This is a genomic window from Neorhizobium turbinariae, from assembly GCF_023223505.1.
In the GTDB taxonomy this organism is placed as follows: domain Bacteria; phylum Pseudomonadota; class Alphaproteobacteria; order Rhizobiales; family Rhizobiaceae; genus Neorhizobium; species Neorhizobium turbinariae.
Genome location: NZ_JALPRY010000010.1, coordinates 280,174 through 302,089, shown reverse-complemented (window position 1 = coordinate 302,089; position 21,916 = coordinate 280,174). Strand labels below are relative to the sequence as shown.

The window sequence follows — 21,916 nt, the reverse complement described above, 5'->3', positions numbered from 1 at the left end:
GCTGCCGGATATTCTTTGCGTGCTTCCGCCAGGAGGCCCTCCTGGCCGTGATCGCGGACCCAAAGATCATGTGGCTTGATTGATTGCGGGACCTTGATTGCATCCCGTAGCGAGTGCATAAGCGCGCCCGTAGCTACATGGCCCGCGGGGCGCAGTTTCCGGAGACGTTCACACCTGCCGGAGCAGCGCATGCCTCAAGGCCTGAGGCCTTCCACCAGCCTGTTCGAGGACGATATGAATTCCTTCAAGCCGCTTGTTTTTTCGGGCGTACAGCCTACCGGCAACCTTCATCTTGGCAACTATCTCGGCGCGATCCGCAAGTTCGTCGCACTCCAGGAAAACAACGACTGCATCTATTGCGTCGTAGACCTGCACGCCATCACCGCCCAACTCGTGCATGATGACCTGCGCAACCAGATCCGCTCGATCGCTGCCGCCTTCATAGCTTCGGGCATCGACCCGAAGAAGCATATCGTCTTCAACCAGTCGGCCGTGCCGCAGCATGCCGAGCTTGCCTGGGTGTTCAATTGCGTCGCCCGCATTGGCTGGATGAACCGCATGACGCAGTTCAAGGACAAGGCCGGCAAGGACCGTGAAAACGCTTCGCTGGGCCTGCTCGCCTATCCGAGCCTGATGGCTGCCGACATCCTCGTGTACCGCGCGACCCATGTGCCCGTCGGTGACGACCAGAAGCAGCACCTGGAGCTTGCCCGCGACATCGCCCAGAAGTTCAATATCGACTTCCAGGAAAAGATCCGCGCCACCGGCACCGGCGTTGACATGGTTGTCGGCGAAGAACCGATCCATGGCTACTTCCCGCTTGTCGAACCGCTGATCGAGGGGCCGGCGCCGCGCGTCATGTCCCTGCGTGACGGCACGAAGAAGATGTCGAAGTCGGATCCGTCGGACCTGTCGCGCATCAACCTGATGGACGACCAGGACGAAATCCTGAAGAAGATCCGCAAGGCCAAGACCGATCCGGAAGGCCTGCCGAGCGAAGTCGAAGGCCTGAAAGGTCGCCCCGAAGCCGAAAACCTCGTCGGCATCTACGCTGCCCTGGCCGACAAGACCAAGGCAGATGTCCTGGCAGAGTTTGGCGGTCAGCAGTTTTCGGTCTTCAAGCCGGCGCTCGCCGATCTCGCCGTCCATGTGCTCTCGCCGATCACGGCTGAGATGCGCCGCCTGATGGATGACACCACCCATATTGACGCGATCCTGAAGGACGGTGGTGAACGCGCCCGTGCCCGCGCCGAGAAGGTAATGGGCGACGTCTTCGATATCATCGGCTTCCTGCGCTAAGGGAAAACCGCCAGAAGTGGCAAAAAGAACAAAACCCGCTACGACGAGTGGCGGGTTTTCATTTTAGGAAGCAGGCATTAAGTTCGCAGCCCGACCGCGTCCGTCGGGATGATCAGAGGGGGCTGAATGGTTTCGAAGCGACTTTCGCGGCTTGAGGGCCACCGGCGCAAGTTCATGGCAATCATCGACGGCACGCCCGAATGCGAAATGGCCGTTCATTACGCCGGTCGCCGCGCGAAGAACTCCAATGGCGGGCTGGTCCTGCTGTTTGTCATTCCGGAAGGCGACTTCCAGCAATGGCTCGGCGTCGAACAGATCATGCGGGCCGAAGCGCAGGAAGAAGCCGAAGCGATCATGGCCAAGGCCGCCCAGCGCGTACGTGACACGATCGGGATTGACCCCGAGATCGTCATCCGCGAGGGCAACGCCACCGAGCAGATCAACCAACTGGTCGAGGAAGACCGTGACATCGCAATCCTGGTCCTCGCGGCGAGCTCGACCAAGGAAGGGCCGGGACCACTGGTTTCCGCGGTGGCCGGCCGAGGCGCGGCCTTCCCGATCCCTGTCACCGTGCTGCCTGACACGCTGACAGGAGAAGAAATTGACGCGCTGGCCTGAGCTAGGCTCCAGGTTGTTCTTGACCTTGGTGCCGCGCGAGCGCACTTGAACGATAAGCTGAGAAAGCTTATCTTCTTTTGAAGAATTCTAAATTGGGGCGGTTTCGTCCCGGGAGCAACGAGATGTTCATTCAGACGGAAACCACGCCCAATCCGGCGACCCTCAAGTTCCTGCCGGGCAAGGTGGTGATGGAGCGCGGCACCGCCGATTTCCGCAATGCCGAGGAGGCTGAAGCGTCTCCGCTCGCCTCGCGCCTGTTTGCTGTCAGCGGCGTCACCGGCGTCTATTTCGGTTATGACTTCATCACGGTCACCAAGGACAATGCCGAGTGGCAGCACCTGAAGCCGGCGATCCTCGGTTCGATCATGGAGCATTTCATGTCCGGCCAGCCGGTCATGGGCGGCACCTCGACGCTTGCCGAAGATCTTGATGTTGATGGTGAGTTCTTCAACGAAGACGACGTGACCGTGGTCGCGACCATCAAGGAACTGTTGGAAACGCGCGTGCGTCCGGCGGTTGCCCAGGATGGCGGCGATATCACCTTCAAGGGCTTCCGCGACGGCACGGTTTACCTCAACATGAAGGGCGCATGCTCCGGTTGCCCGTCGTCGACGGCGACGCTGAAGCACGGCGTCCAGAACCTCCTGAAGCATTTCGTTCCGGAAGTGCAGGCCGTCGAAGCCCTCTGAGGCTCGGGGCCCGCTCGCTTCATGATCGTCCTCGCTATCGATACTGCCGGTGTGGATTGCTCGGCGGCGCTCTATGACAGCGCCGACGGGCAAGTCCTGTCGGCTGTCACGGACGCAATCGGCAAGGGGCACGCCGAGCGGCTGATGGCCGTTATCGACGAGGCGCTTGAAGAAGCCGGTCTCGCCCTTCAATCCATCGAGCGGGTGGCCGTGGTCATCGGGCCTGGCTCCTTTACCGGCATCCGGGTCGGCGTTGCTGCCGCACGAGGGCTTGCTCTGGCACTCGGCGTGGACTGCGTCGGCGTCACGGCGTTGGAGACGCTGGCCCAACGCTACCTCGCAGACCATCCCGGCAAGCCCGTCCTGGCGGCGATGGATGCCAAGCGCAACGAGGTCTACACCCAGGCATTCTCGAGCGCTGGCGAACCGCTGACGGAGCCCGCCGCTCTGTCGCCAGACGAAGTATCCGCGCTCGCCGAGAAGCTCGGTGCAGCATTGACGGGCTCCTGGGCAACGTCGCCTGAAGAGAGGCTGCGGGACGCTTTTGAAGGGCGCGACAGGTTCGACATCCCCACCGTCGCACGCCTCGGTGCGCAAAAAACGGTGGATGGACAGCGGCCGAAGCCGTTGTATCTTCGTGGTCCCGATGCGAAGCCGCAGACCGGATTCGCGCTTGCCCGCGCCTGACGACGATGTTTGACGACTACCTCAGCTGGAAACCTTTTTTCGAAGTCGTGCCGATGGAGTTGGCCGACTGCGTGGATATCTCGGAACTGCACGGCCAGCGTTTCCCGCGCCAGTGGAGCGATGAGGAGTTTCAGGGCCTCCTTACGCAGGAAGGCGTCTTCGGCTTCGTCGCGCGCCAGACCAATGCCTTTTTCTCAAGGCCGCTCGGCGGCTTCGTGTTGTCGCGGGAGGCGGCAGGCGAGGCGGAGATCCTGACGATTGCGGTGAGCGAGAAGTTCGGGCGACAGGGGCTCGGTTGGCGATTGATGCAGGCGGCGTTGCGCGAAGCCGGCGCGCGCGGCGGTGAGAGCATGTTCCTGGAGGTCGAGGCACAGAACCGGCCGGCAGTGGATCTCTACACCAAGTTGGGATTCCAGAAGGTCGCAGAACGCCCGGCATATTATGCAGGTCCGGATGGCAAGAAGACCTCCGCGCTTGTCATGCGCCGCGTTCTTCGTTAGTCCCATTCCTTATACGCGATATTCGAGGCCGATACGACATGACAGAGCTTTCCAAAACCCTGGAGGAGCTGTGTGCCGAAAAAGGCATGCGAATGACCGACCAGCGCCGGGTGATCGCGCGCATTCTCCAGGATTCTGACGATCATCCGGATGTTGAGGAGCTATATCGCCGCTCCTCAAAGGTTGATCCGCGTATTTCGATCTCGACGGTTTATCGCACGGTGAAGCTTTTCGAAGACGAAGGCATCATCGAGAAGCACGATTTCCGCGACGGCCGCTCCCGTTACGAAACCGTGCCGGAAGAGCATCACGACCACATGATCGATGTCAGCTCCGGCAACGTAGTCGAGTTTCGCTCGGCCGAGATCGAGGCCCTGCAGGAGCGGATCGCGCGCGAGCATGGCTTCCGCCTCGTCGGTCACAGGCTGGAGCTTTACGGCATCCCGCTCGACAAGGACGATGTCGAAGGCAAGGACGCCAAGTCTTCGAAGGATGATCAGTGATCACCTGGATCAGGATTGCGCTGATCGTTGTCCTGCTGCTGGTCGTCACACTGGTTCTTCTGCCGTTCCAGTTGATCGGCCTTGCCTTTGACCTGAAGATCCGCCGCTACATCCCGCGTTATTGGCACAAAACCGCCTGCTTCCTGCTTGGCATCCGCATCCGTGTATATGGTGAGCTTGACCGGCGCCGGCCGCTGATGCTCGCCTCCAACCACGTTTCCTGGAAGGATATCCTTGTTCTCGGCGCCGTTGCCGATGTCGTCTACATCGCCAAGGCGGAGGTTGCGAACTGGCCGATCTTTGGCACGCTGGCCAAGCTGCAGAAGAGCATCTTTGTGGTGCGCGAGCAGAAGCGCAAAGCGGGCGAACAGGTCAACGAGATCGCCGAGCGGATGAAGGCCGGCGAGATCGTCGTGCTGTTCCCGGAAGGGACGACATCGGACGGTAACCGGCTCCTGGAAATCAAGTCGTCGCTGTTCGGCGCGGCTGCTGCAGCCGTCCCGCATACGCCGGATGGTGTCGTGCATGTCCAGCCGGTAGCGCTTGCCTACACCCGCGTGCATGGCATGGCCATGGGCCGTTACCATCGGCCGATCGCAGCCTGGCCGGGCGATATCGAGCTCGTGCCGCATCTCATGGGCGTGCTCAAGGAGGGAGCGCTCGATGTCGTCGTGGCCTTCGGCGAGGCCGTCGAATTCCGCACCGGTGACAACCGCAAGCAACTCAGCCTGACCGTCACGATGCGCATTCGCCGCATGCTGATCGATCACCTGCGGGGTCGCAGCTACGAGGCGCTTTAGGAAAAGCTTCATTTCCGGGACATCTTGGAGTATGCAGGCCGCCATGAACGAACACGTCTCGCTTCCCGTCCCGGCCGAAGAGGCTACCCAGCGTCCCAACAGCCGCAAGGTCTTCATCAAGACCTATGGTTGCCAGATGAACGTCTATGACTCCGTTCGCATGGGCGATGCGCTGGCGAGCGAAGGTTATGTGACGACGGAAGAGATGGCGGACGCCGATCTCGTGCTCCTCAACACCTGCCATATCCGCGAAAAGGCTGCCGACAAGGTTTATTCGGCGCTGGGACGCCTGCGCGAGATGAAGAAGACGCGTGCTGCCGAAGGCCGCGAGTTCATGATCGGCGTGACCGGCTGCGTGGCGCAGGCCGAGGGCGAGGAAATCGTCCGCCGCGAGCCGGCCGTCGACGTCGTCATCGGGCCGCAGACCTACCACCGCTTGCCGCAGGCGCTGAAATCAGCGCGGACCGGGCGGCGGGTTGTCGACACCGAATATGCCGTCGAGGACAAGTTCGAGCACCTGCCGAAGGCGGAGAAGGCTGCGACTCGCGCCCGCGGTGTCACCTCGTTCCTGACCGTGCAGGAAGGTTGCGACAAGTTCTGCACCTTCTGCGTCGTGCCCTATACGCGTGGCTCGGAAGTATCCCGGCCGCTCGCCCAGATCCTCGATGAGGCGCATCGCCTGGTGGATGCTGGCGTGCGCGAGATCACCCTGCTCGGGCAGAACGTCAACGCCTGGCGCTCTGAGGGACCGGATGGCCGCGAATGGAGCCTCGGCGACCTTCTTTACCGGCTTGCGGACGTGCCGGGTCTGGCGCGCCTGCGCTACACCACCAGCCATCCGCGGGACATGGACGACAAGCTGATAGAGGCGCATCGCGACCTGCGATCCCTGATGCCGTATCTCCACCTGCCGGTGCAGGCAGGCTCTGACCGGATCCTGAAGTCCATGAACCGGCGCCACACGGCAGCCGAGTATCTGCGCCTGATCGAGCGGATCCGCACGGCCCGGCCAGACATCGCCATGTCGGGTGATTTCATCGTCGGTTTTCCGGGGGAGACCGATGCAGACTTCGAAGACACGCTTCGCCTGGTCGAGGAAGTGGGCTACGCCTCGGCCTACTCCTTCAAGTATTCAACCCGCCCGGGCACGCCCGGCGCTGAACTGGGTGATCAGGTGCCCGAGGACGTAAAGTCGGAGCGGCTAGAAAGATTGCAGGCGCTGCTCTTGAAACAGCAGGCCGACTTCGCCAAATCTTGCGTTGGAAAAGTCATCGACCTGCTGTTGGAAAAGCCGGGTCGCATGCCGGGGCAGGTCATTGGTCGGTCGCCGTGGCTGCAGTCGGTCAATGTTGATGCGAAAACATCGCAAATCGGTGACATTATCCCGGTACGAATCATCGGAACCGGCCCAAACAGCTTGTTTGCCGAACCGGCAGAGCGTTTAATGAGGGCCTGAACTGCAGTTGGGAGCTTGCCTACTTGAACGGACGTGAATCGGTTTCTTCATCCGCGCGCCAACCGCGATCCGCTGCGACCGATGCCAATCATTTCGTCCTGACGTTCGAGAACAACAGGTTTGCAAGCGAACTCTTTGGCCAATTCGACCAGAATCTGAAGCTCATCGAGGAGCGGCTGCACATCGATGCCCGTCCGCGTGGGAATTCCGTCGCAATCTCCGGCGATGTCACGGCCACCAACCAGGCGCGTCGTGCGCTCGATTTTCTTTATGAAAGGCTCCAGAAGGGCGGCTCTGTCGAGGCGTCGGATGTCGAAGGCGCCATCCGCATGGCCCAGGCGGCAGATGACCAGCTTCAATTGCCCACCCTGGAGAAGAAGGCAAAGCTCACGATGAGCCAGATCTCGACGAAGAAGAAGACGATCGTCGCCCGCACGCCGACGCAGGACGCCTATATGCGCGCGCTGGAGCGGGCCGAACTCGTTTTCGGGGTCGGCCCAGCCGGAACGGGCAAGACCTATCTCGCCTGCGCCCATGCAGCCGCTCTCTTGGTACGCGGCGCGGTAGACCGGATCATCCTGTCCCGCCCCGCCGTGGAAGCCGGCGAGCGTCTGGGCTTCCTGCCCGGCGACATGAAGGAGAAGGTCGACCCTTATCTCCGGCCGCTCTATGATGCACTTTACGACATGATGCCCGCCGACAAGGTCGATCGCGCCATTACCGCCGGCGTGATCGAAATTGCACCGCTTGCCTTCATGCGTGGCCGCACGCTGTCGAACGCCGCCGTCGTTCTCGACGAGGCGCAGAACACCACCTCGATGCAGATGAAGATGTTTCTGACGCGTCTTGGCGAAAACGCCCGTATGATCGTCACCGGCGACCCCAGTCAGGTGGACCTGCCGCGGGGCGTCAAGTCGGGTCTTGTGGAAGCGCTGCAGATCCTGAAGGGCGTCGAGGGCATCTCGGTCGTGCAGTTCAAGGATGTCGACGTCGTGCGCCATCCGTTGGTCGGCCGTATCGTGCGTGCCTATGACGCGCAATATGCCGTTCATGAGGAAAGCGAGGACGACCGCTAAAGGCGGTCGACCGTTACCATGCCGGACCTTGATATCCAGATCAGCGTCGAAGACGAAGGCTGGGCGGATGAAGCCCGCCTCACCGAGCTTGCGACCAAAGTTCTTGCTGCTGCAGCCGATTATCTCGCCGCCGAGGAGGACCAACCCTTCCCGAAGATGGCGCCCGAACTCTCGTTGGTCTTTACCAACGACGAAGCGATCCGCGAAATCAATGCGGAATGGCGCGGCAAGGACAAGCCGACCAACGTGTTGTCATTCCCGGCATTCCCGCTTGAGCCAGGTGGCAACCCAGGCCCGATGCTGGGTGATATCGTCGTAGCGCGGGAGACCGTGGAGCGCGAAGCGGGTGATCTTGAGAAGCCTTTTGACGAACATCTGACCCATCTTCTCGTCCATGGTTTCCTGCATCTGTTCGGTTATGACCACATGGAAACCGACGAAGCGGAAGAAATGGAAGCGCTCGAGACTCGTATTTTGGCGAAGCTCGGCCTATCTGACCCCTATGCAGGGCAAGACCCGATAGTGTAAGATGGTTTCATGAACGATATGTCGAGCAGTGTTGCCCGCGAGGGCAAAGATGGTTCGGACACCTCCTCGTCGGACGAGGGAAATAGTCCTTTACGACCGGAACAAACCTCCAAATCCCACCATTCATTCTGGTCGCGCGCCTTGAGGTTGCTTCGGCCTTCGCAGGGTGAACAGCTTCGCGAAGACCTGGCAGATGCCTTGATGGCAGACACCAATGTCAGCAGCGCCTTCTCGCCTGAGGAACGCGCGATGCTGCACAACATCCTGCGCTTCCGCGAAATCCGCGTCGAAGACATCATGGTGCCGCGTGCCGATATCGAAGCCGTGGACATGAACATGACGATCGGCGAACTGCTGATCCATTTCGAAGAAACCGGCCGTTCGCGCATGCCGGTCTACAGCGACACGCTGGATGACCCGCGTGGCATGGTCCATATCCGCGACCTGCTGTCCTACCTTGCCAAACAGGCCCGCAACAAACGGCGCACCGGCGCACGGGCCGCGACATCGCGCGCTTCTGCCGCCCAGCCGATGCCGCTTGCCAACGAGAAGACCGAGAAGTCCGAGAAGGTGGTTCGCATGCCGCGGCCGGCATTCGATCTTGGCCGCGTTGATCTCGAGCAGACGGTTGAAGAGGCCGGTCTCATCCGCAAGATCCTGTTCGTTCCGCCGTCCATGCTGGCGTCCGACCTGATGCAGAGCATGCAGGCGGCGCGCACACAGCTTGCGCTGGTTATCGACGAATACGGCGGCACCGACGGCCTCGTCACGCATGAGGACATCGTCGAGATGGTGATCGGCGACGTCGAGGACGAGCACGACAATGACGAGGTGATGTTCTCGCGTACCAGCGAGGACGTCTTCGTTGCCGATGCTCGCATCGAACTGGAAGAGATCGCCAAGGCGATCGGCCCGGACTTCGACATCAAGGAGCGCCTCGAAGACGTCGATACGCTCGGCGGACTGATCTTCTCCGAACTCGGCCGCATCCCGGTCCGCGGCGAGGTGGTTCAGGCCGTGCCTGGCTTTGAATTCCAGATCCTGGATGCCGATCCGCGTCGCATCAAGCGCGTCCGGATCATGCGCAAACGTGCCCTGGCCCGCCGCCGGGCAACGCGGGGTGAGGGCGACATGGCCATTACCGACCAGACGCCCCAGATCCTCCTGCCGCCACCCGGCCAGGATGGCGAGCGCCCCAACCACTAGCCGCCGCAAGGGCTGAAAATTCGCGCGTCGTTTGGACGCGCGACAACGCCGCGCATTTTTGGAAGACTGCCCCCGGTGATTCGGGGCGCGGAAGGGGATTCAATGGAGCGGCTGGCGGGCAGGATCATGCTTCTCTGGGGATTTCCTCGAGCGGCCATCGCCATTCTCGCAGGTGCTATCGGCGCGCTCGCCCTGCCGCCCTTCGGCTTCTTCGCGACGCTTTTCATCTCGTTTACGCTGCTCGTCTGGCTGCTGGACGGCATCACCAGCGATCCTGACTCCGGCTGGTTCGGGCGGTTCCGCTCTGCGTTCTGGATCGGCTGGCTGTTCGGCTTCGGTTATTTCGTGGCGGGTCTGTGGTGGCTGGGTAATGCCCTGCTGGTAGAGGCGGATGAGTTCGCCTGGGCGCTGCCGCTCGCTGTGCTGGGCCTGCCGGCCTATCTCGCCATCTTCTATGGGCTATCCGCCGCCGTGGCGCGGCTGTTCTGGTCGGACGGCATGGGCAGGCTCGCTGCCCTCGCCTTCAGCTTTGGCATTGGCGAATGGCTGCGCGGTTTCGTCGCAACCGGCTTTCCCTGGAACGCGATCGGTTATGGCGCCATGCCGGTTCCGCTGATGATGCAGTCGGCGGCGATGATCGGCATTTCCGGCGTCACAGTGCTCGCCGTCTTCGTTTTCTCGGCGCCGGCGCTGCTTGGCACTAAAAAGGGAATGCGGGTAGGCTTGAGCCTCGCACTGCTCCTCTTTGCGGCTCACGTCGGATATGGCGCCTGGCGGCTGAACGGCGCCGATACCGCGCTGGCGCAGATCCCGGGCGAGGAAACGACGGTGCGCATCGTCCAGCCGCTGATCGACCAGGCGAGAAAACTCGATGATGCCGAGCGCACAGCGATCTTTGAAGAACACCTGAGCCTTTCCGCCCAGCCTCCGAACGAAGGTGGCAAGCGCCCTGACATGATTGTCTGGCCGGAAACCTCCGTTCCCTTCATCCTGACGCAGAACCCGGATGCGCTGGCGCGCATTGCCGATGTACTGGAGGACGGTCAGGTGCTGGTAACCGGCGCCGTGCGCTCGGAAGAGGCGGGGCCGGGAATGGCGCCACGCTTCTACAATTCGATCTATGTCATCGACAGCCAGGGCCAGATCGTGTCCGCGTCCGACAAGGTGCATCTCGTGCCCTTCGGCGAATATGTCCCCTACGAGGACCTGCTGCGCAATCTCGGCATTCCGGAAGCCATCGCCATGCCGGGCGGCTTCAGCGCCGCCCCCTCGCAGACGATGCTGACGTTGCCGAGCGGACAGAGCTTCTATCCGCTGATCTGTTACGAGGCGATTTTCGCCGACGAGATCGGTGAACAGATAGAAGGAACGTCCGCGCTGCTCAACGTCACCAATGACGGGTGGTTTGGTGCAACCCCTGGCCCCTACCAGCACTTCCAGCAGGCGCGCGTCCGGAGCGTAGAGAACGGCCGCTTCATGATTCGCGGGGCCAACACCGGAATTTCCGCGCTCATAGACCCATTTGGTCGCACTATGATCGGGTTAGCATTTGATCAAAAAGGTGTGATAGATGCAACTTGGAGGGGCGGAAGTGTGGCCCACTCTGATAGCTTTTCTCGGCAGAATAACTTCTGGTTTCTCGTCGGCGCAGCGTTCTTGATTGCAGCGATTTCGCGCATGGGTTTTAATTTCGGGGAGAATTGACCAAAAACCCCTAAAAATGCATAGTGGTTCAGCCTCTAGTCGCGCCACATGCTTCCTACGTTGAGCCTGTTGTGACCCAACCACGCGAAGTATCTCCACACGCAGACCCGGGTTGTGAGCATAAACAATAGAGAATTTCGCAGGACAACATGATGATTGAGAACAAGAAGAAGCCGAACCCGATAGACATCCACGTCGGCAGCCGGATTCGCCTTCGCCGGACCATGCTGGGCATGAGCCAGGAAAAGCTGGGCGAAAGCCTCGGCATCACCTTCCAGCAGATCCAGAAATACGAAAAGGGCACCAACCGCGTTGGTGCGAGCCGCCTGCAGAACATTTCCAGCATCCTCAACGTGCCGGTCTCGTTCTTCTTCGAAGATGCGCCAGGCGAACAGGCAGGTGCTGCAGCCGGCATGGCGGAAGCCTCAAGCTCCAACTATGTGGTCGACTTCTTGTCGTCTTCCGAAGGTTTGCAGCTCAACCGCGCTTTCGTGAAGATCGCTGATCCAAAGGTGCGCCGCCGGCTGGTCGACCTGGTCAAGGCATTGGCGGCTGACGCAGAGGCGGAATAAGCGCCGCAAGTACCGATCAAGCGGTCTGCGGGCCGCTTTTTTTATGCCTGCGCGTCTGTTCCAGATTGCTAACTTGTAGACATAAAGATATATTTATGTCGTTGTGTGCTTGTCTTTGACGGGGCGAAGCACTAAACAAGCTCGTCTATTTCTTTGAGGGGAATCCCGTAATGCGCGCAAGTTACCTGTTCACCAGCGAGTCGGTTGCCGAAGGCCATCCCGACAAGGTTTGTGACCGTATTTCCGATGAGATCGTCGATCTCGTTTACCGCGAGGCTGCCAAGACCGGCGTTGATCCGTGGACTGTGCGCATTGCCTGCGAAACTCTCGCGACCACCAACCGCGTCGTCATCGCCGGCGAAGTTCGCCTTCCGCCGAGCCTGATGAAGAAGGACAAGAACGGCAACGACGTCATCAACCCGTCGAAGTTCAAGTCCGCTGCGCGCAAGGCCATTCGTGACATTGGTTACGAGCAGGACGGCTTCCATTGGAAGACTGCGAAGATCGACGTGCTGCTGCACTCGCAGTCTGCCGATATCGCCCAGGGCGTCGACAGCGCTGCCGACAAGCAGGGTGACGAAGGCGCGGGCGACCAGGGCATCATGTTCGGTTACGCCTGCAAGGAAACGCCGGATCTCATGCCGGCACCGATCTATTACTCCCACAAGATCCTGCAACTGCTTGCTGCCGCCCGCAAGAAGGGCGAAGGCGATGCCGGCAAGCTCGGTCCCGATGCCAAGAGCCAGGTGACCGTGCGTTACGTGGACGGCAAGCCGGCGGGCGTCGACTCGATCGTCCTGTCCACGCAGCATCTTGATGAAAGCTGGGACTCCAAGAAGGTCCGCGCGGTTGTTGAACCCTACATCCGTGAGGCGCTCGGCGACTTGCCGATCGACAAGGACTGCAAGTGGTACATCAACCCGACCGGCAAGTTCGTCATTGGCGGCCCGGATGGTGACGCAGGCCTGACCGGCCGCAAGATCATCGTCGACACCTACGGTGGCGCGGCCCCACACGGTGGCGGCGCCTTCTCCGGCAAGGACACGACCAAGGTAGACCGCTCGGCCGCTTATGCCGCCCGTTATCTTGCCAAGAACGTGGTTGCCGCCGGCCTCGCCGACCGTTGCACCATCCAGCTCTCCTACGCGATCGGCATCGCCCAGCCGCTGTCGATCTATGTCGACCTGCACGGCACCAGCAACGGCACGAGCGAAGACCAGGTCGAAGCCGCGATCCGCAAGGTCATGGACCTGTCGCCCTCGGGCATCCGCCGCCACCTCGACCTCAACAAGCCGATCTATGCCAAGACCTCGGCTTATGGTCACTTCGGCCGCAAGGCCGGCCGCGACGGTTCCTTCTCCTGGGAAAAGACCGACCTGGTGAAGCCGCTCAAGGACGCCCTGAAAGAGGAAACGCTGAAGGCCGCCTGATCGGCCTTTACGAACCGCTTCCGACAACTGTAAAGCGGGTGCCTCATTGGCACCCGCTTTTGCTTTAAGACGAGACCGACATGACAGAACAGCGCCCGAGCCGGGCTACCGAAGCCTTTTTTGGACGCCGCAAGGGTAAGGCCCTTCGCGAGCGGCAGGCTGAAGGCATGGCGTCGCTGCTGCCGGCGCTGAAGCTCGACCTGCAGTCGCCGGCACCCGCTTCGCTCGCCGAGCTATTCCCGGACGAGGTGAAGCAGTTGCGGCTGGAGATCGGTTTCGGGGGAGGGGAGCATCTCGTCCACCGGGCGCAGGAGAACCCCCAGACGGGCTTCATCGGCGTCGAGCCCTTCGTCAACTCCATGGCGAAGCTGTTGTCGCGGGTTGAGGATGTCGGGCTGCGCAATGTGCGGGTTTATGATGACGACGCCACGCAGGTGCTGGACTGGCTGCCGGAGGGCTCGATCGATCACATCGACCTGCTGTATCCGGATCCGTGGCCGAAGCGGAAGCATTGGAAGCGGCGCTTTGTTTCGCAGGTCAACCTGCAGCGCTTTCACCGCGTGCTGAAGCCGGGCGGCCTGTTCTGCTTTGCGTCCGACATCGACACTTATGTCAACTGGACGCTGCAGCACTGCCGCGACCATGGCGGCTTCGAATGGCAGGCTGCACAGTCATCGGACTGGCTGACGCCCTTCGCCAACTGGCCGGGTACGCGATACGAGAACAAGGCCCGGCGGGAAGGTCGTTCTTCGGCCTACCTGACGTTCAGGAAGGCCTGAAAGCACTTAGTGTACGGTAACTGTCTTGAGGTCGTCTTCGGCAGCCTTGAAGAAGGTGCTGGAGCGATTGTCCGTCAGGAGGATTGGGGTGCCGTCCGCACCGAACAGAGCCCAGAGATCAAGCGTCGGATCGACATCGGGCGCTTCGGGGAAACAGCGGGACACTTCGTCAGACCGCATTTTGCGAATATAACCAACTTCCCCCGTTCCGAGATGAGCCAGTTCGGATTGCGTCAAACGCGTATTCGCTTCTTTCAGCAGCATTCCAGCCTCCAGTTTTGGATGCAACGGCATTGGCGCCGTTGACCTACTCTGAGACGGAAATGTTAATTTTTCGCACCATGCGTTCCGGTTGGGGGCGAATGAGGTCGATCGAAAGAAGACCGTTTCTCAAGCAGGCGCCGGACACCTGCATGCCATCGGCAAGCACGAAAATCCGCTGGAACTGGCGCGCTGCGATGCCACGGTAAAGATATTCCCGCTCGGTTTGCTCCTGCTGGCGGCCACGGATGATGAGCTGCGTTTCCTCCGTGGTGACCTCGAGCTCCGATTCAGAGAAACCGGCAACCGCGAGCGTGATTCGCAGCCGCTCCGGAGCGCCGTCCTGCGGCGCCAGGCGTTCGATATTGTAAGGAGGATAGCCATCATTCGCCTTTGCCAGGCGCTCGAGGGTCTTTTCCATGGCGTCGAACCCCAGAAGAAGCGGGCTCGCGAACGGCGTCATTCGAGTCATCGTCCAGTCCTTGAAACAAGCGACTATGTCGGTGCCCACGAACGGCGCGCCGACTGGTAACTCTATATGGGGATATCCGGCCGCGCGCGCAAGAACACTAGGCAGGTGAAGACAGGCTAGATCTGGCTGTCGACCGCCTGCGCATGCGGGATGGACGGCTGTGCGCCCGGCGTCAGGCAGGCAAGCGAACCTGCGACCGCCGCGCGACGCAGGGCAGAGCGGAAATCGAGCCCCTGGTCGAGGCTGGCGGCGAGGTAACCACAGAACGTGTCGCCGGCACCAACGGTATCGACCGGCTCGATCTTCAGGCCCTTCGCTTCGAACACCTCGCCATCGCGGATCGCCACGACGCCCTCTTCCCCCAGCGTCACCACGAAGGTCTGGCCTGTCTTGGTGTGCATCGCCTTCATCACGTCGAGCCGCCCGGCATTATCAGAGATCGTCTGGCCCGACAGAAGCTCAAACTCCGTTTCGTTCGCCACTACGATATCGGCGAGCGCCACGAGTTCAGCGGCTTCGGGAAGAAGCGGCGCCGTATTGATCAGGGTGGTGACGCCACGCTGCCCGGCAGCTTCCAGCGCGGTCCGAACGGTGGCCGTCGGGATCTCAAGCTGCAGCATCAGGATGTCGCCGGGGCTCATCTTGCCGACAGCCTGTCTTGCCTGTTCTTCGCTGACGGTGCCGTTGGCGCCCGGAACGACGGCAATCATGTTCTCGCCGTCGCCGCCGACCAGGATGAGCGCGGTGCCCGTCGGATCCGAGACCCGAGCGATGGCCGAGAGGTCGACCTTGGCTTCATCCAGAAGTGCCAGCGCAGGCGCTGCAAAGTCATCGCGTCCGACGGCGCCAGCCATGGCGACCTCGCCTCCGGCGCGACGCGCTGCCAGCGCCTGATTGGCGCCCTTGCCTCCGGCTGCCGTTGCAAAGCCGGTGCCCGGCACGGTTTCCCCCGGCTCCGGCAAGCGCGCCGTGGTGGCAATGAGATCCATGTTTATGGAGCCGAGTATAGTAATCATGACAAGCCTGTTCCTGATCTGGAGTGGCGCGACACTGCCGCCCAGATCATTCCTCGTCAACCACTCGCAGCTTCAGAAGCCCCGTCCGGCTTTCGGCATAGTGACTACTTGACGAATGGCTTGGCTTTTCCGGCTCTGGTGGAGCTTCCAGCTCAAGCGCGGCTATCTTCGCCCCACGGCGGCCAAGCTTTTCGCTGGAGGTGACGATCTGCTCGACATCCTTCTGAGCCGCGAGGAAGTGTGCCTGCAGCTTGCGGGTCCGGTCATCCAGGCGACCAAGATCGTCCATCAGCAGCGCTACCTCACCCTGGATCAGGTGAGCCTGCTCGCGCATGCGCTGGTCCTTCAGCACCGCCTGGATGACCTGGATCGACAGCATCAGCAGCGACGGCGAGACGATGACGATCCGCGACCGTTGCGCCTTCTGCACCACCGCTTCGAAATGCTCGTGGATCTCCGCGAAGATCGATTCCGACGGCACGAACAGGAAGGCCATCTCCTGCGTCTCGCCTGGGATCAAATATTTTTCGGATATATCGCGGATGTGAACTTCCAGATCGCGCTTGAAGGATTGCGCTGCGGCGCGTCGTGCCTCGGGTGCCGCAGCCTCCCGGAACCGGTTCCACGCTTCCAGCGGAAACTTGGCGTCGATCACCAGCGGCGGAGCGCCGTTCGGCATCTTCACGGTGCAGTCCGGGCGGTTGCCGTTCGAGAGCGTCGCCTGGAACTCATAGGCGCCGAGGGGCAGGCCATCGGCAACGATCGCCTCCATGCGTCCCTGGCCGAAAGCGCCCCGCGTCTGCTTGTTGGAAAGGATCGCCTGCAGCCCCACGACGTCCTTGGCAAGGGTCTGGATATTGTTCTGCGCTGCATCGATCACCGCAAGCCGCTCCTGCAGGCGACGCAGGTTTTCGTGCGTCGTTTTCGTCTGCTCGGTCAGCGTCGCACCGATGCGGTGCGTCATGCCATCGAGCCTCTGGCCGACAGCGTGGTTGAGTTCGGCCTGTCGCGCAGAAAGCGCCTCGGTCATCGCAGCGAGGCGACCCTGCATCTCGTTCTGCGCCCGGATAAGCTCCGCCAGCCGCGACTCCGAATCGAGCGCCGCTTGCCTCATCTCCTCCTGCCGGCTTGCACTGGACCGCAGCCAGAGGAGGACGATCAACAACAGAACGCACGCGAGGATCCCTGCGATGGCAAGGGCGGATTGGTTGCTGAGAACAAGCGATACGCGGTCTAGGAGATCGGTCATGGTGCGCAAGCTATCAGAAATGGCTGGATTGGAAAGATCAAAACGTGAACACGAGGCGGGAGTGTTTGGTCTTTTCTGTTTCTTCAAAAATAAAGATGCGTTATGGGGAGGCCATGACGATAAAGCCGCTGATCATTCTTCCCGACCCCATTCTGCGCCAGGTATCGGCACCCATTGAACGGGTGGACGACGAGCTTCTGAAGCTGGCCGACGACATGCTGGAAACGATGTACGATGCGCCGGGCATCGGCCTTGCCGGCATCCAGATCGGCGTGCCTCGCCGCATCCTGGTGATCGACGTTGCCCGCGAGGACGAGGAAAAGCAGCCACAGGTCTTCATCAATCCAGAGATCGTGAAGTCTTCGGACGAGCGCTCGGTTTATGAAGAAGGCTGCCTGTCGATCCCGGAATATTACGCCGAGGTGGAGCGCCCGGCGACGGTCACTGTCAAGCATATCGGCCGCGACGGCAAGGAGCACCTTGTTGAAGCGGATGGCCTGCTGGCGACCTGTCTGCAGCACGAGATCGACCATCTGAACGGTGTCCTGTTCATCGACCACATCTCGCGCCTGAAGCGCGAAATGGTGATCAAGAAGTTCACGAAGGCTGCCAAGGCAAAGGCTGTTTAAGCCTTTCCCGCGCTTGTCCGACGAATGAGGGGCGCTTCAGGGCGCTGATGGTCCATGTCACTTCGCATCATCTTCATGGGCACGCCCGACTTTTCCGTGCCGACGCTGCAAAGCCTCAAGCACGCCGGCCATGAGATCGTCGCGGTTTACACCCAGCCGCCGCGGCCGGGCGGGCGGCGTGGCCTCGATCTCGTCAAGTCGCGGGTGCACCAGGCAGCCGAACTCCTCGGCATTCCCGTTCTCACGCCGCTGAACTTCAAGGCGGAGGAGGACCGCGAAACCTTCCGGGCTCTTAAGGCAGATGTGGCCGTCGTTGTGGCCTATGGCCTGCTGCTGCCCGAAGCGATCCTCACCGGTACGCGGCTTGGCTGCTACAATGGCCATGCTTCGCTTCTGCCCCGCTGGCGGGGAGCTGCACCCATCCAGCGGGCCATCATGGCGGGTGATGCAAAGACCGGCATGATGGTGATGCAGATGGAGAAGGGCCTCGACACCGGCCCTGTCGCGCTCACGGCAGAAGTCGAGATCGGCGCGAACATGACCGCTGGCGAGTTGCACGACAAGCTGATGTTGGTCGGCGCCCGCACCATGGTCGAGGCGATGGAGAAGCTCGAGGCCGACGACCTGCCGTTGACGCCGCAGGCGGAGGAAGGCGTTCTCTACGCCTCCAAGATCGACAAGGGCGAGACGCGCATCGACTTCTCCAGGCCGGCTCGCGATGTTCACAACCACATTCGCGGCCTGTCGCCTTTCCCGGGCGCCTGGTTTGAGGCCGAGATCAACGGCCGCCAGGAGCGTATCAAAGTGCTTGGCAGCGAGCTTTCGGACGGCAGCGGCCAAGCCGGCACCGTGCTGGACGACGGGCTGACGGTGGCATGCGCCGAGGGCGCTGTCCGGCTGACGAAGCTCCAGAAGGCGGGCGGCAAACCGCTCGCCGCAGCAGAGTTCCTTCGTGGCACGCCTCTGGCTGCCGGGACGAGGTTCTGATGCCGCGTTTTCGGATGACCATTGAATATGACGGCACGCCCTATGTCGGCTGGCAAATGCAGGAAAACGGCCAATCTGTGCAGGCGGCCCTGCAGCAGGCGATCCTGTCGCTGACTGGAGAAACCGTCTCCATCCGCGGCGCCGGGCGCACCGATTCCGGCGTGCATGCCATGGGCCAGGTCATCCATGCCGATCTCTCGCGAGACTGGAAGCCATACAAGCTGCGCAACGCGCTGAACGCGCATCTGGCGATGGCCGAGGAACGTGTCTCGGTCCTGGACGTGCAGGCGGTCGACAACCAATTCGACGCACGGTTTTCGGCGCTTCGGCGGCACTATCTCTACCGCATCATCAACCGGCCGTCGCCGCTCGCAATCGAGGCCAAGCGCGCCTGGTGGGTGGCGCGTCCGCTCGACCATGAAGCCATGCATGCCGCGGCCCAGACGCTCGTCGGCCACCATGACTTCACCACCTTCCGCTCGTCTCATTGCCAGGCAGCAAGCCCGGTGCGCACGCTCGACCGGCTGGACGTGACCCGCAACGGCGACCTCATCGAGATCCGGGCCAGCGCCCAGAGCTTCCTCCACAACCAGATCCGCTCGTTCGCCGGAACGCTGAAGCTTGCCGGCGACGGCAAGATGACGCCGGCGGACGTGCGTGCCGCGCTTGAGGCGCGCGATCGCGCCGCCTGCGGGCCCGTGGCCCCGCCGGACGGGCTCTACTTCATGAAGGTCGACTATCCTGGCGACGCCTGAGCGTCAGAACGGGTAGATCCCAAGAAACCGTTGCAGCGCTTCGGTCAGGATCATGTTCGGCACCATCAGCACCAGCACGAAGGCAACGATCATCAGCGGCTTCGGGCCGTGGATCATGCGGATGATGCGCGAAAACGAGATCACCAGCGCCATGATGAGCGCAAGCTGGAAAAGGCCGATCAGCGGCAGCAGCGCCGGCGCCAGCAGCATGATGACGCACATCGCGCCATAGGCCCAGGAGAACGGCACCGAAAGCCAGTTCATGGTAACGACGACGGCGGGGAATTTTCGCTGCGTTCCTGCGATGAGGCAAAGCACGCCGGCGAGGATCAGCGGCACCATCCAGTTGAAGACTTCCAGCATCGCCGTGCGCACGAAGAACAGGCCACCGAGGCGGCTGTCCTGCGGCAGGCTCGCCCGCACCAGTTCGTGCAGCCACAGCCAGGATGCGACCGCTGCCGGCAGGCACCAGAGGATCGCCCAGAAGGACCGCAGCATGCCGCGGTCGGAAACATCGAGCAGGCGGAAACCCTGCGCGTCGCCCTTGATCAGCAGCCAGAGGCCGCTCAGGTAGAGCCTTACTTCATGATAGGAGGGCATTATCGAACCAGCGGGAGATGAAGGTCCCGTAGATTTGGGTGAGCGTCTCCAGATCGGCAAGGGCGACCCGTTCGTCGATCATGTGCATGGTCTGGCCGACGAGGCCGAACTCGACCACCGGGCAATAATCCTTGATGAAACGTGCGTCTGAGGTTCCGCCGGTGGTGGAAAGCGCAGGCGTCTTGCCGGTCACGCTCTCGACCGCACCGGACAGCGAAGCGATCAGGCCGTTGTTGCGGGTAAGGAAGACATGGCTTGGGCGCTCGGCCCAGACAACCTCGAAACGCACCGGTTCGCGGTTCGGCCGCAACGGGCTGCTCGCGGCAGCCATCTCCAGGCGGCGCAGGATCTCAGCCTTGACGCTGTCGGCCGTCCAGGTGTCGTTGAAGCGGATGTTGAAGGTAAAGGTCGCCTTGGCGGGAATAACGTTGGTGGCCAGATTGCCGACATCGACCGACGTGACTTCCAGGTTCGAGGCAGGAAATTCCGGCGTGCCGCCGTCGAATGGCGGGTCCATCAGAGCCTGGGCAAGCGGTAGCAAACCACGCACCGGGTTGTCGGCAAGATGCGGATAGGCGGCGTGGCCTTGGATGCCGTGAACCGTGACGCGTCCCGAGACCGAGCCGCGGCGGCCGATCTTGATCATGTCGCCCAATTGGTCCGGGTTGGTGGGCTCGCCGACAAGGCAGGCGTCCCAGCGCTCACCCTTGTCGGCTGCCCATTTCAGGAGCTTCTCGGTGCCGTTGACGGCCGGGCCTTCCTCGTCGCCGGTGATGAGGAAGGAGATCGATCCCTTCGGCGGGCCATGCTTCTCGATGTGGCGGGCAACCGCTGCCACGAAGCAGGCGATGCCGCCCTTCATGTCCACGGCGCCGCGACCATAAAGCATGTCGCCGTCGATTGCGGCCGCGAAGGGCGGATGCGTCCAGGACGCTTCGTCGCCCGTCGGCACAACGTCGGTATGGCCCGCAAACATGAGGTGCGGGCCTTCTGTACCCAGCCGGCCGTAGAGGTTTTCGATGTCCGGTGTTCCGGGCTCCGAGGCCACCATGCGTTCTACGACAAAGCCGAGCGGGGTGAGCATGGCTTCAAGCGCCGACAGCGCGCCCCCCTCGGCGGGTGTCACCGAGGGGCAGCGAATGAGGGCCTGAAGATTGGCGACGGGATCGGAAACGGACATGAATGGCGTCTTTTAGTCGCGCAGCAGTTCGTTGATGCCGGTCTTGGAGCGGGTCTGTGCATCCACGCGCTTGACGATCACGGCGCAGTAGAGGTTCGGGCCCGGCTCGCCATTCGGGAACGGCTTGCCCGGCATCGTACCGGCAACAACGACGGAATAAGGCGGCACTTCGCCATAGGTGATCTCGCCGGTGGCGCGGTCGACGATCTTGGTGGACTTGCCAATGAAGACGCCCATGCCGAGCACGGAGCCTTCGCGCACGATGCAGCCTTCAACGACTTCGGAACGGGCGCCGATGAAGCAGTTATCTTCGATGATCGTCGGGCCGGCCTGCATCGGCTCCAGCACGCCGCCGATGCCGACGCCGCCCGAAAGATGCACGTTCTTGCCGATCTGGGCGCAGGAGCCGACGGTGGCCCAGGTGTCGACCATCGTGCCTTCATCGACATAAGCGCCGAGGTTGACGAAGGACGGCATCAGGATGACGTTCTTGGCGATAAAGGCGGAGCGGCGGGCTACGGCATTGGGAACCGCGCGGAAGCCGGCAGCGCGGAATTCGCTTTCGCCCCAGTTTTCGAACTTGGACGGCACCTTGTCCCACCAGGTGGAGTTGCCGGGGCCGTTCTTGACGACTTCCATGTCGTTCAGGCGGAAGGACAGGAGCACGGCCTTCTTCAGCCACTGGTGAACGGTCCAGTTGCCATCGGCGCCGCGGCTTGCAACGCGTGCCTTGCCGCTGTCGAGCAGGTTCAGCGCTTCCTCGACGGCATCGCGGACTTCACCCTTTGTGGAGATCGTCACGCTGTCGCGGTTGTCGAAGGCGGTCTCGATCGTCTTTTCGAGGGAAGAGAAGTCAGGGCTGCTCATGGGGAATCCTTAAACGTCGCTCTATATGTGGTGCAAGAAAACTCGCTGCGGGC

At 61.8% G+C, this 21,916-nt stretch carries 25 protein-coding genes; 18 read left to right on the top strand and 7 right to left on the bottom strand.

Annotated elements, in window-relative coordinates:
- The first annotated feature begins 234 nt into the window (after positions 1-234).
- The 15 genes from trpS (at position 235) to trmB (ending at position 13,847) form a co-directional block, all read left to right on the top strand.
- On the top strand, positions 235-1,299 hold the full coding sequence (trpS, locus tag M0654_RS10095; protein ID WP_248683062.1) for a tryptophan--tRNA ligase: 1,065 nt from the start codon (positions 235-237) through the stop codon (positions 1,297-1,299).
- A 126-nt stretch (positions 1,300-1,425) separates the two neighbouring features.
- Positions 1,426-1,917 carry a universal stress protein gene (locus M0654_RS10090; protein WP_248682977.1) on the top strand — a complete coding sequence of 164 codons (492 nt, stop codon included), beginning with the start codon at positions 1,426-1,428 and terminating at the stop codon, positions 1,915-1,917.
- Positions 1,918-2,039: 122 nt separating this feature from the next.
- On the top strand, positions 2,040-2,606 hold the full coding sequence (locus tag M0654_RS10085; protein ID WP_118848535.1) for a NifU family protein: 567 nt from the start codon (positions 2,040-2,042) through the stop codon (positions 2,604-2,606).
- 21 nt (positions 2,607-2,627) lie between these two features.
- Complete coding sequence (gene tsaB / locus M0654_RS10080) at positions 2,628-3,293, top strand: tRNA (adenosine(37)-N6)-threonylcarbamoyltransferase complex dimerization subunit type 1 TsaB (RefSeq protein ID WP_248682976.1); 666 nt, start codon at positions 2,628-2,630, stop codon at positions 3,291-3,293.
- A 5-nt stretch (positions 3,294-3,298) separates the two neighbouring features.
- Positions 3,299-3,793, top strand: a complete 495-nt coding sequence (locus M0654_RS10075) for a GNAT family N-acetyltransferase (RefSeq protein WP_248682975.1) — start codon at positions 3,299-3,301, stop codon at positions 3,791-3,793.
- 38 nt (positions 3,794-3,831) lie between these two features.
- Positions 3,832-4,296, top strand: coding sequence for a Fur family transcriptional regulator (locus M0654_RS10070; protein ID WP_248682974.1), 465 nt, complete (start codon positions 3,832-3,834; stop codon positions 4,294-4,296).
- Positions 4,293-5,096: a lysophospholipid acyltransferase family protein gene (locus tag M0654_RS10065; RefSeq protein ID WP_248682973.1), complete on the top strand. Its 804-nt coding sequence runs from the start codon at positions 4,293-4,295 to the stop codon at positions 5,094-5,096. The genes M0654_RS10070 and M0654_RS10065 overlap by 4 nt, the downstream gene beginning before the upstream one ends.
- Positions 5,097-5,139: 43 nt before the next feature.
- Positions 5,140-6,552, top strand: coding sequence for a tRNA (N6-isopentenyl adenosine(37)-C2)-methylthiotransferase MiaB (gene miaB / locus M0654_RS10060; RefSeq protein WP_248682972.1), 1,413 nt, complete (start codon positions 5,140-5,142; stop codon positions 6,550-6,552).
- 23 nt (positions 6,553-6,575) lie between these two features.
- Positions 6,576-7,628 (top strand): PhoH family protein, encoded by a 1,053-nt coding sequence (locus M0654_RS10055; RefSeq protein ID WP_248682971.1) that lies wholly within the window; start codon positions 6,576-6,578, stop codon positions 7,626-7,628.
- A gap of 18 nt (positions 7,629-7,646) precedes the next feature.
- Positions 7,647-8,156 carry an rRNA maturation RNase YbeY gene (gene ybeY / locus M0654_RS10050; protein WP_248682970.1) on the top strand — a complete coding sequence of 170 codons (510 nt, stop codon included), beginning with the start codon at positions 7,647-7,649 and terminating at the stop codon, positions 8,154-8,156.
- Positions 8,157-8,165: 9 nt separating this feature from the next.
- Positions 8,166-9,362, top strand: a complete 1,197-nt coding sequence (locus M0654_RS10045) for a hemolysin family protein (protein WP_248682969.1) — start codon at positions 8,166-8,168, stop codon at positions 9,360-9,362.
- 102 nt (positions 9,363-9,464) lie between these two features.
- Complete coding sequence (gene lnt / locus M0654_RS10040; protein WP_248682968.1) at positions 9,465-11,066, top strand: apolipoprotein N-acyltransferase; 1,602 nt, start codon at positions 9,465-9,467, stop codon at positions 11,064-11,066.
- A gap of 152 nt (positions 11,067-11,218) precedes the next feature.
- Entirely contained in the window at positions 11,219-11,638 is a 420-nt protein-coding gene (locus M0654_RS10035) for a helix-turn-helix domain-containing protein (RefSeq protein ID WP_118851397.1), read from the top strand.
- 170 nt (positions 11,639-11,808) lie between these two features.
- Positions 11,809-13,068 carry a methionine adenosyltransferase gene (metK, locus tag M0654_RS10030; protein ID WP_118848544.1) on the top strand — a complete coding sequence of 420 codons (1,260 nt, stop codon included), beginning with the start codon at positions 11,809-11,811 and terminating at the stop codon, positions 13,066-13,068.
- Between the two features lie 80 nt (positions 13,069-13,148).
- A complete protein-coding gene (gene trmB / locus M0654_RS10025; protein WP_248682967.1) occupies positions 13,149-13,847 on the top strand; it encodes a tRNA (guanosine(46)-N7)-methyltransferase TrmB in 699 nt (232 codons plus the stop codon).
- A 6-nt stretch (positions 13,848-13,853) separates the two neighbouring features.
- Here the strand turns inward: trmB and M0654_RS10020 are convergent, their stop codons facing one another.
- The 4 genes from M0654_RS10020 to M0654_RS10005 all read right to left on the bottom strand — a co-directional run bounded on the left by M0654_RS10020 (position 13,854) and on the right by M0654_RS10005 (position 16,845).
- Positions 13,854-14,111, bottom strand: coding sequence for a BQ00720 family protein (locus tag M0654_RS10020; protein ID WP_118848546.1), 258 nt, complete (start codon positions 14,109-14,111; stop codon positions 13,854-13,856).
- A gap of 43 nt (positions 14,112-14,154) precedes the next feature.
- Positions 14,155-14,580 carry an Hsp20 family protein gene (locus tag M0654_RS10015; RefSeq protein WP_248682966.1) on the bottom strand — a complete coding sequence of 142 codons (426 nt, stop codon included), beginning with the start codon at positions 14,578-14,580 and terminating at the stop codon, positions 14,155-14,157.
- A 116-nt stretch (positions 14,581-14,696) separates the two neighbouring features.
- Complete coding sequence (locus M0654_RS10010) at positions 14,697-15,596, bottom strand: ribokinase (protein ID WP_248682965.1); 900 nt, start codon at positions 15,594-15,596, stop codon at positions 14,697-14,699.
- Between the two features lie 46 nt (positions 15,597-15,642).
- Positions 15,643-16,845: a DNA recombination protein RmuC gene (locus tag M0654_RS10005; RefSeq protein WP_248682964.1), complete on the bottom strand. Its 1,203-nt coding sequence runs from the start codon at positions 16,843-16,845 to the stop codon at positions 15,643-15,645.
- Between the two features lie 113 nt (positions 16,846-16,958).
- Between M0654_RS10005 and def the strand changes: the two genes are divergently transcribed.
- Genes def through truA form a run of 3 tightly spaced genes read left to right on the top strand, consistent with a single transcriptional unit; the run spans position 16,959 to position 19,216 of the window.
- Positions 16,959-17,474, top strand: coding sequence for a peptide deformylase (gene def, locus M0654_RS10000; protein ID WP_118851398.1), 516 nt, complete (start codon positions 16,959-16,961; stop codon positions 17,472-17,474).
- Between the two features lie 54 nt (positions 17,475-17,528).
- Positions 17,529-18,461 (top strand): methionyl-tRNA formyltransferase, encoded by a 933-nt coding sequence (gene fmt / locus M0654_RS09995; RefSeq protein ID WP_248682963.1) that lies wholly within the window; start codon positions 17,529-17,531, stop codon positions 18,459-18,461.
- Positions 18,461-19,216 (top strand): tRNA pseudouridine(38-40) synthase TruA, encoded by a 756-nt coding sequence (gene truA / locus M0654_RS09990; protein WP_248682962.1) that lies wholly within the window; start codon positions 18,461-18,463, stop codon positions 19,214-19,216. The genes fmt and truA overlap by 1 nt, the downstream gene beginning before the upstream one ends.
- Positions 19,217-19,219: 3 nt before the next feature.
- Here truA and M0654_RS09985 read toward each other — a convergent pair whose 3' ends face one another.
- From M0654_RS09985 to dapD, 3 genes are read right to left on the bottom strand one after another with little or no spacing between them, the layout of a single operon-like run.
- Complete coding sequence (locus tag M0654_RS09985) at positions 19,220-19,816, bottom strand: hypothetical protein (RefSeq protein WP_248682961.1); 597 nt, start codon at positions 19,814-19,816, stop codon at positions 19,220-19,222.
- Positions 19,800-20,996: a succinyl-diaminopimelate desuccinylase gene (dapE, locus tag M0654_RS09980; protein WP_248682960.1), complete on the bottom strand. Its 1,197-nt coding sequence runs from the start codon at positions 20,994-20,996 to the stop codon at positions 19,800-19,802. The genes M0654_RS09985 and dapE overlap by 17 nt, the downstream gene beginning before the upstream one ends.
- A 12-nt stretch (positions 20,997-21,008) precedes the next feature.
- On the bottom strand, positions 21,009-21,863 hold the full coding sequence (gene dapD, locus M0654_RS09975; RefSeq protein WP_248682959.1) for a 2,3,4,5-tetrahydropyridine-2,6-dicarboxylate N-succinyltransferase: 855 nt from the start codon (positions 21,861-21,863) through the stop codon (positions 21,009-21,011).
- Between the last annotated feature and the right edge of the window lie 53 nt (positions 21,864-21,916).

Coding starts and splice junctions, on each gene's coding strand:
- trpS (WP_248683062.1), top strand. CDS start 235: ATGAATTCCTTCAAGCCGCTTGTTTTTTCGGGCGTACAGCCTACCGGC.
- M0654_RS10090 (WP_248682977.1), top strand. CDS start 1,426: ATGGTTTCGAAGCGACTTTCGCGGCTTGAGGGCCACCGGCGCAAGTTC.
- M0654_RS10085 (WP_118848535.1), top strand. CDS start 2,040: ATGTTCATTCAGACGGAAACCACGCCCAATCCGGCGACCCTCAAGTTC.
- tsaB (WP_248682976.1), top strand. CDS start 2,628: ATGATCGTCCTCGCTATCGATACTGCCGGTGTGGATTGCTCGGCGGCG.
- M0654_RS10075 (WP_248682975.1), top strand. CDS start 3,299: ATGTTTGACGACTACCTCAGCTGGAAACCTTTTTTCGAAGTCGTGCCG.
- M0654_RS10070 (WP_248682974.1), top strand. CDS start 3,832: ATGACAGAGCTTTCCAAAACCCTGGAGGAGCTGTGTGCCGAAAAAGGC.
- miaB (WP_248682972.1), top strand. CDS start 5,140: ATGAACGAACACGTCTCGCTTCCCGTCCCGGCCGAAGAGGCTACCCAG.
- ybeY (WP_248682970.1), top strand. CDS start 7,647: ATGCCGGACCTTGATATCCAGATCAGCGTCGAAGACGAAGGCTGGGCG.
- M0654_RS10045 (WP_248682969.1), top strand. CDS start 8,166: ATGAACGATATGTCGAGCAGTGTTGCCCGCGAGGGCAAAGATGGTTCG.
- lnt (WP_248682968.1), top strand. CDS start 9,465: ATGGAGCGGCTGGCGGGCAGGATCATGCTTCTCTGGGGATTTCCTCGA.
- M0654_RS10035 (WP_118851397.1), top strand. CDS start 11,219: ATGATTGAGAACAAGAAGAAGCCGAACCCGATAGACATCCACGTCGGC.
- metK (WP_118848544.1), top strand. CDS start 11,809: ATGCGCGCAAGTTACCTGTTCACCAGCGAGTCGGTTGCCGAAGGCCAT.
- trmB (WP_248682967.1), top strand. CDS start 13,149: ATGACAGAACAGCGCCCGAGCCGGGCTACCGAAGCCTTTTTTGGACGC.
- M0654_RS10020 (WP_118848546.1), bottom strand. CDS start 14,111: ATGCTGCTGAAAGAAGCGAATACGCGTTTGACGCAATCCGAACTGGCT.
- M0654_RS10015 (WP_248682966.1), bottom strand. CDS start 14,580: ATGACTCGAATGACGCCGTTCGCGAGCCCGCTTCTTCTGGGGTTCGAC.
- M0654_RS10010 (WP_248682965.1), bottom strand. CDS start 15,596: ATGATTACTATACTCGGCTCCATAAACATGGATCTCATTGCCACCACG.
- M0654_RS10005 (WP_248682964.1), bottom strand. CDS start 16,845: ATGACCGATCTCCTAGACCGCGTATCGCTTGTTCTCAGCAACCAATCC.
- def (WP_118851398.1), top strand. CDS start 16,959: ATGACGATAAAGCCGCTGATCATTCTTCCCGACCCCATTCTGCGCCAG.
- fmt (WP_248682963.1), top strand. CDS start 17,529: ATGTCACTTCGCATCATCTTCATGGGCACGCCCGACTTTTCCGTGCCG.
- truA (WP_248682962.1), top strand. CDS start 18,461: ATGCCGCGTTTTCGGATGACCATTGAATATGACGGCACGCCCTATGTC.
- M0654_RS09985 (WP_248682961.1), bottom strand. CDS start 19,816: ATGCCCTCCTATCATGAAGTAAGGCTCTACCTGAGCGGCCTCTGGCTG.
- dapE (WP_248682960.1), bottom strand. CDS start 20,996: ATGTCCGTTTCCGATCCCGTCGCCAATCTTCAGGCCCTCATTCGCTGC.
- dapD (WP_248682959.1), bottom strand. CDS start 21,863: ATGAGCAGCCCTGACTTCTCTTCCCTCGAAAAGACGATCGAGACCGCC.